The following is an 11,283-nucleotide window of genomic DNA, read 5'->3' on the forward strand; positions in this document are numbered from 1 at the left end:
CAAGCCGGGGCCGGCCCCGGCGGCTCGGACCGGCACGACGCATCGCTCGAGGAGGGGATCGCCACCGCGCGGAAGCCGCAACCTGCGACGTCCTCGGACGCGGTCATGCGACAGAAGCGACGGCTCGGCGGCGAGGGCGTCGGTCGGATCGGTGGCGTGGCGCCACCCTGCAGGCGGCTACCTCTTGGACATCAAGCGTCTAACCGCGTTGTGGATTCGACGTGCTGCCAACCACCCCAGAAATCCCCTTAAGTCGTCTCGAAAGGCGCGCTCCGAGTCTTGGGCTGGCGAGCGCGGTTGCCGGCGCGGCGTTGAGCCACGAACGCGTGGAGGCGCCGCCGTCCACCGCGAAGATCTGTCCCGTCACGAACGCCGATTTGTCGGATGCCAACCAAAGCGCCGCGTTAGCGATATGCGTGCTCTCGCCGCTGGTTGGGATCGGCTGGGGCATGATCGATCGTGCGCGATACTGCTCGTGATCGAAATCTTCGTCGAACATCACGTCGGTGATCGGCGTCATGATGACGGCCGAACAAATGCAGTTCACGCAGGCCCTCGCGCGGCCCGAACTCCGACGCGGCGTTCTTCGTGGGCCGATCACCCCGGCTTTTGCCGCGGTATAGCCGGCGATCCCCGAAACGCCTGCCAGTGCAGAGATTGATGAGGTCGAGATGATCGAGCCGCCTCCGCGCGCGATGATGGGCGGCGCTGCGAACTTCCTGCCCATCCACCCGGCGCGTAGATCGACCGATTATACGGTCGAAGATGCCCGGCGGGCATTCGATGATCGGGCCCCCGGCGATCGCGATGCCGGCATTGTTGAACATAATGTCAACGCCGCCTGACGCTCTATCGAGTCATCGATGACCGCCGCGAGTTCGGCGTCGTTCGCGACATCGGCGGGCACGAGATGGACGTTCGGACCCAACCATTCGGCGATTGCGAAGCCGTCGCTTGAGCCGCCCTCCTGACGCCGCGTTGATGAGCCGAAGCCTTCACCGCACCCAGCCGCTCGACCAGAACTTCGGCGGACTCGGGAGGAAGATCGCAGAACACGAATTGCGTTCCCTCGGCGACGAACCGTTCGATAGTCGCAAGCCCCACACCCGACGCTCCGCCGGTAATCACCGCCACCTTCCATCAAGCCTCCCGGACATTGTCATCGCCGAGTCGCCAAATCGATCTTGAGTCCAGCAACCACTACGATCTTGGGCAGCGCGCCCGAGGTGCGGCTCGGCACCACAACGCGCGCCGAGCACCGACTAGTCCGAGCGGTCTCCATTCGGGAACTGGCGTATGGAGGTCGAGAAGGCGCGCTTGGCCATGACGTCGAGCGGCATGGCGCGGAACACATCGGAGACGAGTTCGACCCCGTAATAACCGCGGTAACCGGTCGCCTGCACTGCGGCGATGAACGCAGGCACGTCAAACGATCCTTCGCCGCAGAACAGCCGTCGCCGAATGGTGTCCTCGAGCTTCGGGCCGACCGGGACAGCCGAACCGTCGTTGAGCTCCACGCTGAAGATGCGCTCACCGGGGAGTGCGCGCACTTCATTGTAGGACGTGCCGCCGCGAACGATATGCCAGATATCGAGCACTAGCCCGCCGTTCGCGTGCCCGGCACTTTCGACCACCTGCATCGCCTGGTCGACCGTCTCGATGTTGCTGCTCACGCAGGGTTCCAGGCCCACGCGCGTCCCGACCGCCAAGGCCTCGCCGCAAAGCTCGTCAAACGCCTCGCTCATCTCGCCGACCGTGGAGCTGTGCGTGAAATCGCCGACCGCCTTGATCTGATAGGCGCCGAGCTGCGCCGCGCTTTCCAGCAGCAGCCGGCGCGTGGCGTCAGACTGACTACGCAACTCGCCGCGGGTGAACCAGTTCTGCAGCGCATCCAGCTCAAGATGCTTGATTCCGTTGGAGGCGAGAATCGCGCGCATCTCTGCATAGCCGTAGCGCTCGACAACCTGCACGAGATCGACATAATAGAGGCCGAAGCCGGTGAAACCGGCGCGGCTCGCCGCCTCCACGCGATCACGGAAGGGAGTGGGGCTCGGGCGATCGTCCTCGACCGGAACCGTGTTTCCCGCGAGCGTGAAATAGCTGGCCAGCAGGTCCGGGGGCATACAACTCTCCAAAGACGATGCGCCGAATTACTGAGCTTCTCCACCACGCTTGTCCGACAAGGCAGGCTTCTTGACAAGCTACGCGCCGAGCGGGTGGCCGTTCCCTCACGGTCAGCAGTTCGACTGGCCCGGCGTCCCCTACTGCGTGGCAGTGGCCACGCCCTCGGTCAAGATTAATACAGCACGGCGTAGGCTCGCCCGCTCCTGCAGAGCATCGGCGGCCTTACCGCACACAAGGCGCGCACCTTGCGCGGGAGCGTGCCGGCGAGGCAGGTGGAGGCGTCGGCACCGCTTCGATCAGCCCGCCGTGCAGGTTGAGCTAGCCAAGCACGTGCGCGGTAACGCCGTCGGAGGTGGCGAAGGGCGTCCGATGCGCAGCTTCACGCGGGCTGACGCCCTGAGCAACCGGTGAGAGTGGATCGCCCGATCCCCTACGATCAGGCGCTGATAGAGTCCCGTACCCTCTGGTCCCACTGGAACAGGTCGACGTACCACGTCGGGAACGGCTTGTGCGGAACGGTGAGCGCATCGAGCTCCCTCACGGCCTCATCCGATAGGACCAGAGCCTCCGCCTTAATGTTCTCCTCGAACTGGCGCTCGTCCGCGGCACCAAGGATCACCGTCGACACCCAATCCTTGGTCAAGATCCAGGCGGTGGCGACTTGGCTGATCGTGGCGTCGTGCGCCTCGGCGATCCGCCGCAGCACGTCGATTATGTCGTAGCCCTTCTCGATATCGATCGGCGGAATCGGAAAAGCATTGCGCCGGCCGCCCTCCGGCTTCGGATTGTCGCGGGTGTATTTTCCGCTGAGGAAGCCTGAGGCCAGCGGACTCCACACCTGCACGCCGATGCCCGCCTCGCGGTAGAAGGGCACGCACTCATTCTCGAGCTCGCGGCCCAGCAGCGAGTAATACATCTGCGCGGCGGTGACGGTCTGATAGCCGAGCCGTTCCTGTATGCCGACGAGGCGCGCCGCCTGCCACACCGGGAAGTTCGACAGGCCGATATATCGAACCTTTCCATCTCGAACGAGCGCCTCCAGCGCTCGCGCGGTCTCCTCGAGCGGGGTAGCCGGATCGGGAAGATGCGGCTCGAACAGATCGACCCAATCGGTGCCAAGCCGCTTCAGGCTGGCTTCGACCGTCAGCATGATTTGCCGCGCGCTCAGCCCCGTGTTGGTGATCGCCGGTCCGAGCCGAAGTCCGCTCTTGGTGCAGAGGACGACGTCGGCGCGACGCTTGCCGAGCGCACGCCCCAACACCTCCTCGCTCAACCCGTAGCTATAGGAGTCGGCAGTATCGAAGAAGTTGATGCCAGCGTCGATCGCCCTGCCAACCAGCCGATCCGCGTGCGCCTGGTCGATCCGATTGACGAAGCCCGGCACGATCGTCTCGGTTCCGAACGTGACCGTGCCCACGCCGAGGCGGGAAACGACCAAGCCGCTGTTTCCGAGCTTACTGTACCGCATGGACGTCCTCTCCCTTCACTGTCGTGCCATCGGGATCATTGCCCTGCACCGCTTCCGGCTCGTACTGCATCAGCTCGATGGCCAGCCCGTCGCCGTCACGCATGTAGCAGTTGAGCATGCGCCGGCCCTTCGTCGGTTCGCCATCCTTTGCCAGATCAAGCGTGCCGAGGTCGATCCACACCGGCGCGCGTATCGGACGGAAACCGAACGGCTCCGCCTTTGCAATGACGGACTCCATGTCCGGCACCTCGAAGGAGATGTGCGCGAAGCCTGGATCGCAGGGCCGGGGTTGAACCGTCTCCGTCCCGCCAGGGCTCGTATACTGGAACAGTTCGATCTGATGACCGGGACACATGACGTAGGCGACCCGGACTTCGGCTTGATCCACGCCCGTCACTTCCTCCATCACGCGGCGGGTGGCGGCATCGAGGTCGAGCACCTCCAGGGCGAGCGCCTCGCGGAAGAAGCCGGTGACGCGATCGAGATTGCCAACGGTGAAGCTGGTATGGTTAACGGTGGTACGGTCGCCTTGCGTAGCCATGACGCCACTTCTCCGAAGGATTGTGCTCTGAAAGAGTGGTGAAGCTCGGCCGTCGAACCGTCAGCTCTCGAATGCCGGGCGGGCGAGCGCGTCGTTGGCGAACATCCTGGACGCATGATCGCCCGGTGCGCGGCCGGCCATCGCGCCGAGCATGGCGGTCGCGCCCTGGCTCCAGTCGGCGGAGCCTTCCAGCTCGCGCGCCCAATCGAAATCAACCTTGCGGCGCAAGATGCGCCATTCGCCGTCGCGCTTCTCCATCTCGTCCAAGTACCGCCCGGCGACGAGCTTGTCCTCCGGACCCGTCTCGGCACGATAACGGATGTAGGCGAAGAAGTAGCTCTCTGTGCGGGCGGTGTCTCCGGTCACGCGGATCAACATGCTGCCGACGAAATGCTGCATGGAGTCGGTGCCATCGGCAATCTTGCGCGCGAACGGTATATATTCGTGCACCGGGCCGCTGAAGACCCCGTGATTGTCGGTCGCCTCCGGCCAGTAGACGCTCCACAGCACGGCATCGTCGCAACGATCCGTACCAAAGCAATAGCGCGCTACCACGTCGCGGATCGCCTCTCGATCGACGAGCATCTGAAGCTGCGCGGCCTGTTCCTCGGTCATGTTACCTCGCGGTGATGGTTCACGGTTGGCGAGCATCGCCAAGTCAGCCTGCCGCCGTCACGTCGGCGCGCGCAGCAGGCGCTCAAGGCCGGCGACGATGCCGTCGGCCCAACTCGTCTCGATGAAGCTACGGATTTGGTCGGTCGCGCCGGGATCGACGGCATCGCACCAGGCTCGCAGCCGGACCATGCAGCGGCCTTGGCCGCTCTCGTCGATAACAAGCGACGCGAGATAGCCGCGCCACGGCATTGATCCGTCGGCGAGCGTGCGGCAGTAATAGCGTCGCGATGCGTCGTCCTGGTGGAACAGCTCCTCGGAGACGCTCATCCCCCCTGCGAACCGAAGAAGACGCGTGCGCGGGACTGCCGTGGCCTCCCCCACCAAAATGGAACTCTCCAGCCCTGGAAGCGCCGCGCGCACCGGAAATCCTTGCCAGTCGGTCAGGTGCGCCCAAGCCGCCGACGCCGCACCCTCGATCTCGCGATCGAGTGCGGCCTCCACCCTTCCCACCAAGCCCAATCGTCCACTCCCGATGTTCGGCGGCGGGCCCGCCAGCATTCCGCCGCTCGTCTGGCAAGTAAGCCGGACGCGTCCTCCGTCCCTAGGTGGACGACAACCTACTTAACTCCCGCGTAGCATTTGTCCTTTGACTGCGCAAGCAGCCAGGTTCAAAAGAGCGCGTGAAATGTCTCACCGACGTCGCGGCTCGCGTGAGGCATGTTGGTACTGCTTGCCGACACGAAGTTGCGGCGACGGCGCTGCCCGCCCAATCCGCAGGGTCAAGCGTGGAAGAGGATGTCCATGAGCACGAGATATGATTACATCAACGGGCCGCTCGCCAACCGCGATGCCCTGCCGGGCGACATCGAGGGAAAGGCGCCCTACGTCGATCTCGGCACCGGGATTATCGATCCGGCCCGCTTCTCCTCTAGAGAGGAGTCGGAACTGGAATGGGAGAAGATGTGGACTAAGGTTTGGACGCTCGCCGGACTGGCTTGCGACATCCCGAACGTCGGCGACTACTTCAAATATGATCTCGGTCGGGAGTCGTTCGTGGTCGTCCGATCGGCGCCGGACAAGATCAAGGCTTTCTACAACGTCTGCCCACATCGCGGCAATCAACTGGTCTGGGATAACTTCGGTTCGCTGGAGAGCAGTTGCTTCACCTGCAAGTTCCACAGCTGGAGCTTCACCCTCGACGGCAGCCTGAAGAGCATCTACCGGCCGGAAACCTTCCGCAAGGAGGTGCTGCGCGACCGGCCAGCACTCGCGGAGGTTCGCTGCGACATTTGGAACGGGCTCGTGTTCATTTGCATGGACGATGCCGCCGAGCCGCTGCTCGAGTTCCTCGGCGTGATCCCGGAGCATCTAGGCGTCTATCCGTTCGAGCGCTTTCGTGTGTCACAGGACGACGAGATCGCCTGGCAGGCAAACTGGAAGACGTCGATGGACGCCTTCATGGAATTCTACCACGGCGAGACCGTGCATCCGGAGCTGGGGCCGGTGTGCGAGACCTACCACATCCAGTACGATCAATATGATCGCGGAATCAGCCGGATGCTGGTGCCCATGGGCTACGTGCCCGAAAGCAACCCGGACACGGAGACGGTGAGCGAAGGCCTAAAGAGTATGATCCGCGAATATGGCGGCGACCCTGCGGATTACGCGCACCTCAAAGGTCATGAATATCAGAAGGCGGTGGTCGAAACCAAGCGCCGCTGGGCGAAGAAGAATAATCTGGCTTACTTCGACAAGCTTCGTGATAAGCAGGTCACCGACACCTGGAACTACTATATATTTCCAAACGTGACGCTAAACGTCTTTGCCAATGGCTTGCTGATCCAGCGGTTCCTGCCTGACATCGACAATCCCAATCAGAGCCTCTTCAATCCGATCACCATGAGCCTGCCGGTCTCCGATCCCGAGTACAAGATGTTCGACATAACCAACATCGGCCAGGGCCACGGCGGCGACGCGATGTGGACGGGCGATCCGCGTCCGCCGCGGAACTACCCGACCGATATAGCCGATATGGGTTTCGTCATTGCTCAGGACGTCGAGTTGGTTCCCCGCGTCCAAGCTGGAATACGGTCGCGCGCATTCAAGGGCTACCGGCTGGGCGAGCAGGAGATCCGCATTCGGCATTATCTCGCCGAACTCGATCGGTACCTTCAAGCCTGACCTGTCAAGGCGGGGTGGCTCTCGTGATCCTGGGGGCGACGAGCGGATCGCGTTTGCGCGAAGCAGGCGGAAACCGGCACGCGGATGACTGAGACGATCTGCCGGATGAGCATCGCGGAGCAGATCTTCCGTCCTTGGAAGACCGTGTGCGGCGGTCTAGGCGTCGGCGAGCTGCGGCGGATGAAGCGAAGCCGAGCAAGAAAACCTTGCCCGCTTCGCCTCGAATCCGCACCACTATGCCAGATTAAACCTTCAAACCGGCAGGGGTAACGTGGCGGGAGGATGGTTCGCCTGGGTCCTTCCGGTGGTGACCCGGACGATGATGCAGACGTCATCGGCGGAGCGGCCACGCGGATGCCCCGAAGCAGCCGCGGGCAGCGTCCGGCACGGCTGAGCGAACCGCTCGATCGCGCCAGTTGCGTACTGTTCCCCGGCTCCGCCAGAAGCCGCCCTATCAGCGACGCGGCGTTCGGCGCTAGTGCCGACATGACGGCGCGATGGTTGAAGCGGTCAAACAACCACGACGGTCGCGACGTTGACGTGGACGACAAAGCCGCAGGAACCCCGACGACCACGTGCCGCGTCGTTCTCGTCAGGTCGCCGTGCTTGAGGCGACGGCAGGCGATGGAGTTAAGATCCGGTTCCGGAAGCTTTGCAGATAAAGCAGCAAGTACAGCGCCCAAACGATATTGCCGATGAAATTGAGGGGAACGATCCACAGCAGCACCCTCAGCCAAGAATGGCCCATCGAGCGTTCCATCATGGCGATGATGATCGATGTCAGAGCCCATCCGAACATAAGATCGGTTCCTATGACCATCACGAACCGATGTGACCAAGCGATGTCACCAAGCTCATTGAAGGGAATGGCGAAGAAATTGCCGACACCCTGTACGTGATACGGCAGGTAAGCCCACACGTTCAGCCAGATAAATGGGAGCGCTACCGCGACGATCGCTACCTTCAACGCCGTTATCCACATGCTGGAACGCATTTTGTACTCCCTGGTTAACATTCTTCGAAGCTCGGAACATTACGCTCATAATCGGCTTACACAGTATCACCATCGGCGGCCAGCAAATCGGAAAGAAAGCCTTTTAGGCCGGCATCAACCGTGACCCATCGTGAACCGGAATACGTGTTCATCAAAGTCAGCATCTCCTCTGCAGACGGCGGCCCACCGGTTTGCATCATGAGATCCAACATGAAAGTCATAAAGCGGCGTAAAGTCGGGTATCGCCAGTCATAGCTTAGACGCTCAGAGTTTTCTGTAAAAGGAGCTGCTTGATCGTCGCTCGAGGGAATGGTCACAGCGGGCGGCATGCTGGAAGCGGGTTGAAGGAACGATTCCACGGGCGGCAGGCGCTGTAATGACGAGCTCGCGACATCAGATGGTGCACGCGCGCTATACACCCGCTATCTTGTCAATCGACGGTACGACGGGAGCCAGCCATTAGCAACATCCTTCGGATTATGCGGAATCCTGCTCGCGGTGTGAATACTTCCGGCTGTGCAGCTCGACAGCCGATCACCGTGATGCGCCCCGGCAGGACGTCACCGTCAGGTAGTAGAACCTGGCCGGCCGCGCTCCGTCTTCCGCTCGTCGCTGTGAAACGACATCGTCGAACATTTGTGACGGTATGGCCAAGCGATCTTTGGAGCAGTCGCGCGTTTGCCTAGGGCAGTCACGCAGCATGCCGCTGCCCGCCCTTTCCGGGTCGATGACCTGGAGACTGCGCTGCAGACTATGATTTCTAATCCTGGATTTCGGCGACTTGCTCCGCGAGCTTGTGAACCATAAGGTAGAGCAGCAGGCGGTCCACGCGGCTTATCTCGCATTCAGTTCGAATTTAGGGAAGGTCAGGACTAGTCGCAGATCGTCTGGAGGTGCGCGGCTTCATCGCCGACTCCCGCTCGCCGCAGCGGCCGCATGCCGTCGATGTGATGGACGAACGCTATCCGGCGGCATCGATGTGCCGGGATGGAATTTTGGACGTCGCTTAGGATGATGTCCGTGTCGGAAACCATCCCGACCGGATGGATCCAAACACGTTTGCCGAGCACACGGAGCCGCTTCGGTCGCGAGGTCCAATGATCTCGCCGCGTACACAAAATTATCTGTGGAGCGGCACGAGAACGACAGGGTGGATGCCGGCATTAGCGGCCTCGGCCCTTGCTACTGCCGAGCGGGGACGTTCCGCGGCCGCACCAGGTTGTCCATGAACAACGGGCGTCTACGCCGCACCTTCTGGATAGCGGCCCAACCCGCCGCACGTAAGCGGGACAGCTTCCGCGACAAGCTCGGCCGCTCCGTGACCGGGCTTCTGGAGGATGCCGACACCCGCCGCGAAGCGATGACCACGCTCGCCCGTCAAGTCGGCGTGCGGGTCCTGCCATCGGCGAGAACCTCCCCGAAGAAGATCTGATACTCGCGCACGAGCGCCTCGGGATCTTCGGCCGGAAGGAAGTGCCCGCCCCTCTCCATCACGTGCCAGCGTCGAAGATCGCTGCGCTTCTCGAAGACAGAGCGGGGCTTCAGCGCCACTTCCTTGGGCGCCACCGCCACTCCAGTTGGCACCGGAATGAACGGCAGCCGATCGTTCAGTAACGGCCAGTCCATGACGAGCATCCCGTCGACGCTTTTCAAGGACTCCTTGTAGATTCTAAAGGAGCTGCCGATGGTGTTTGTCAGCCAGTAGAGGGATGCGGTCGTGCAGAGGAAATCCCGCCCCTGCGAGGCGACGATGTCGCCGTCGCAGTCGCTCCAGGCACGACGGCGTTCCCACAGCCAGGCGGCAGTACCGATAGGCGAGTCGGCCAGCGCATAGGCGAGCGTCTGCGGGTCGGACGCCTGGACCGCGACATGGCTCACAACCGACGGCAGCGCCTCACGGTTGCGATCGAGCATCCACTGCTCATCCGCCGCATAATCGTCCTTCTCGATCGCGAGGACATCCATCCCGGGGAACGCCACCAACGTGAAGTGCGCGGCGAGAAGCCGTTCGGGATGCGCGTGGCCCAGCTCCGCCGTAATCAGCGCGCCCCAATCGCCGCCAGCGGCGCAAAAGCGTTGGTAGCCGAGCACGTCGCTCATAAGCCGCACCCACAGCTTCGCGATCGCGCGGACGTTTAGCCCGGTCGTGCGCAGCGGCGAGGAGAAGCCGAAGCCCGGTAGCGACGGGACGATTACGTCGAACGGCGGGCACCCGGACGTGCCTCGCGAGAGCGGCTCGATCAGCTTAGCCCAATCCCAGAATGTCCATGGCCAGCCATGGGTGAGTATGATCGGAACCGCATCGGCACGCCCGGAGCGCAAGTGAATGAAGTGGATCGGCACGCCGTCGATTTCGACGCGATAGTGAGGGAAGGCGTTCATCGCGGCTTCCTGCGCGCGCCAATCGAACTCAGTGGCCCAGTAGGATGCCATTCCGCGCAGCCATTCCTGCTCGACACCATAGCGCCAATCAGCATTGCCGAAATCACCCGGCCATTCGACGGCCATCAGCCGCCGGTTCATCTCGTCGAGCCGCTGCTGGGGGATGTTCAACCTAAACGGCTCGAGCTCCATACCATGCTCCCAGGATCATTTAGCGTTCCGAGCTAACAGGTTTGCTTCGAGATGGCACGGGGTATCTGGACAACGGGATGAGCGGATTGCCGCCTGGCAGCGCCGCAGGCATTCATCATCTCCCGCGACCGGCGGCGTGCGCGGACTTCGCCATCCTGCGACAAAGCAACGAGTTGCGCGTGGCCTAGCTGCGATAGTTTCGATGAGCAGGCATCTGTTTCTGGGGAGCCGTGGCAGAGTTCCGAACGACCGGTTCCGGACCACCGCCGCCCGTGCTGCGATCGGCAAATGCCCACCGGAGATCAGGCGAAGAAAATCACGCGGGCCACTGCCCGGACCGTCAGCACATCTCCCATGCGCTTCCAGGCAATCCCAACGTGCCGGTCGCCCGAAGGCAAAATTCAAGTCGTTGCTCTTGAAGGATGACTGGTGCTGCCGGTGAGGATTGAACTCACGACCTCAGCCTTACCAAGGATGCGCTCTACCACTGAGCTACGGCAGCCCCTTGCGTGCGGCCGGCGGGCCGGCGGCGGGCAGCCGCGGGCTATGGAGAAAGGGTAGCACGGCGTCAACCCGCGCGGCATAGGGTGGACGGTGTGAGCAAGGATCAATCGGACCGCGAGGCAAGGCTGGCCGAGGCGCTACGCGCCAACCTTCACCGCCGGAAGGCGCAGGCGCGAGAACGCGAAACCGGCGGCATCGGGTCGCAATCGGGCGGCCCCGATGACGAGGGCGGTCAGCGATCCTGATCTCCAGCCTGCCCCGGCCTTGCCACAGGTCGGGCAT

The 11,283-nt window shown here is 62.8% G+C and carries 12 protein-coding genes, 1 tRNA gene and 1 pseudogene; 3 read left to right on the plus strand and 11 right to left on the minus strand.

Translation table 11 applies throughout. The features are described 5' to 3' along the window. Positions 1-199: 199 nt before the first annotated feature. Positions 200-727 (minus strand): SDR family oxidoreductase, encoded by a 528-nt coding sequence (locus tag ACOFKX_RS05110; RefSeq protein ID WP_419825991.1) that lies wholly within the window; start codon positions 725-727, stop codon positions 200-202. On the opposite strand from ACOFKX_RS05110, the gene ACOFKX_RS05115 reads away from it, so the two are divergent. Next, positions 672-845, plus strand: coding sequence for a hypothetical protein (locus tag ACOFKX_RS05115; RefSeq protein WP_419827429.1), 174 nt, complete (start codon positions 672-674; stop codon positions 843-845). The two genes, ACOFKX_RS05110 and ACOFKX_RS05115, sit on opposite strands and share 56 nt — an antisense overlap. A gap of 4 nt (positions 846-849) precedes the next feature. On the opposite strand, the gene ACOFKX_RS05120 is transcribed toward ACOFKX_RS05115, so the two are convergent. The 6 genes from ACOFKX_RS05120 to ACOFKX_RS05145 form a co-directional block, all read right to left on the minus strand. Next, complete coding sequence (locus ACOFKX_RS05120) at positions 850-1,134, minus strand: SDR family NAD(P)-dependent oxidoreductase (protein WP_419825992.1); 285 nt, start codon at positions 1,132-1,134, stop codon at positions 850-852. Positions 1,135-1,262: 128 nt separating this feature from the next. Further along, on the minus strand, positions 1,263-2,123 hold the full coding sequence (locus tag ACOFKX_RS05125) for a sugar phosphate isomerase/epimerase family protein (RefSeq protein WP_419825993.1): 861 nt from the start codon (positions 2,121-2,123) through the stop codon (positions 1,263-1,265). 437 nt (positions 2,124-2,560) lie between these two features. Then, the gene (locus ACOFKX_RS05130; protein ID WP_419825994.1) at positions 2,561-3,562 is read right to left on the minus strand and encodes an aldo/keto reductase; all 1,002 of its coding nucleotides are present in this window, start codon (positions 3,560-3,562) and stop codon (positions 2,561-2,563) included. A 16-nt stretch (positions 3,563-3,578) separates the two neighbouring features. Further along, positions 3,579-4,133: a VOC family protein gene (locus tag ACOFKX_RS05135; RefSeq protein ID WP_419825995.1), complete on the minus strand. Its 555-nt coding sequence runs from the start codon at positions 4,131-4,133 to the stop codon at positions 3,579-3,581. 60 nt (positions 4,134-4,193) lie between these two features. Continuing rightward, positions 4,194-4,748, minus strand: a complete 555-nt coding sequence (locus tag ACOFKX_RS05140; RefSeq protein ID WP_419825996.1) for a nuclear transport factor 2 family protein — start codon at positions 4,746-4,748, stop codon at positions 4,194-4,196. Between the two features lie 57 nt (positions 4,749-4,805). Beyond that, positions 4,806-5,258: an SRPBCC family protein gene (locus tag ACOFKX_RS05145; protein WP_419825997.1), complete on the minus strand. Its 453-nt coding sequence runs from the start codon at positions 5,256-5,258 to the stop codon at positions 4,806-4,808. 207 nt (positions 5,259-5,465) lie between these two features. Here ACOFKX_RS05145 and ACOFKX_RS05150 point away from each other — a divergent pair, with 207 nt between their 5' ends. Then, positions 5,466-6,929, plus strand: a complete 1,464-nt coding sequence (locus tag ACOFKX_RS05150; protein WP_419825998.1) for an aromatic ring-hydroxylating oxygenase subunit alpha — start codon at positions 5,466-5,468, stop codon at positions 6,927-6,929. A 1-nt stretch (position 6,930) separates the two neighbouring features. Continuing rightward, positions 6,931-7,118, plus strand: a pseudogene (locus tag ACOFKX_RS05155) (hypothetical protein); the annotation flags it as partial. Positions 7,119-7,521: 403 nt separating this feature from the next. Here ACOFKX_RS05155 and ACOFKX_RS05160 read toward each other — a convergent pair. The 4 genes from ACOFKX_RS05160 to ACOFKX_RS05175 all read right to left on the minus strand — a co-directional run bounded on the left by ACOFKX_RS05160 (position 7,522) and on the right by ACOFKX_RS05175 (position 10,999). Further along, the gene (locus ACOFKX_RS05160; protein WP_419825999.1) at positions 7,522-7,923 is read right to left on the minus strand and encodes a hypothetical protein; all 402 of its coding nucleotides are present in this window, start codon (positions 7,921-7,923) and stop codon (positions 7,522-7,524) included. 56 nt (positions 7,924-7,979) lie between these two features. Beyond that, positions 7,980-8,240, minus strand: a complete 261-nt coding sequence (locus ACOFKX_RS05165) for a hypothetical protein (protein ID WP_419826000.1) — start codon at positions 8,238-8,240, stop codon at positions 7,980-7,982. A 1,060-nt stretch (positions 8,241-9,300) separates the two neighbouring features. Continuing rightward, entirely contained in the window at positions 9,301-10,497 is a 1,197-nt protein-coding gene (locus ACOFKX_RS05170) for an epoxide hydrolase family protein (RefSeq protein ID WP_419826001.1), read from the minus strand. Between the two features lie 427 nt (positions 10,498-10,924). Further along, positions 10,925-10,999 (minus strand) — tRNA-Thr (locus tag ACOFKX_RS05175). Positions 11,000-11,283 lie beyond the last annotated feature (284 nt).

This window comes from Sphingomonas sp. (assembly GCF_965200105.1).
GTDB lineage: Bacteria > Pseudomonadota > Alphaproteobacteria > Sphingomonadales > Sphingomonadaceae > Solisphingomonas.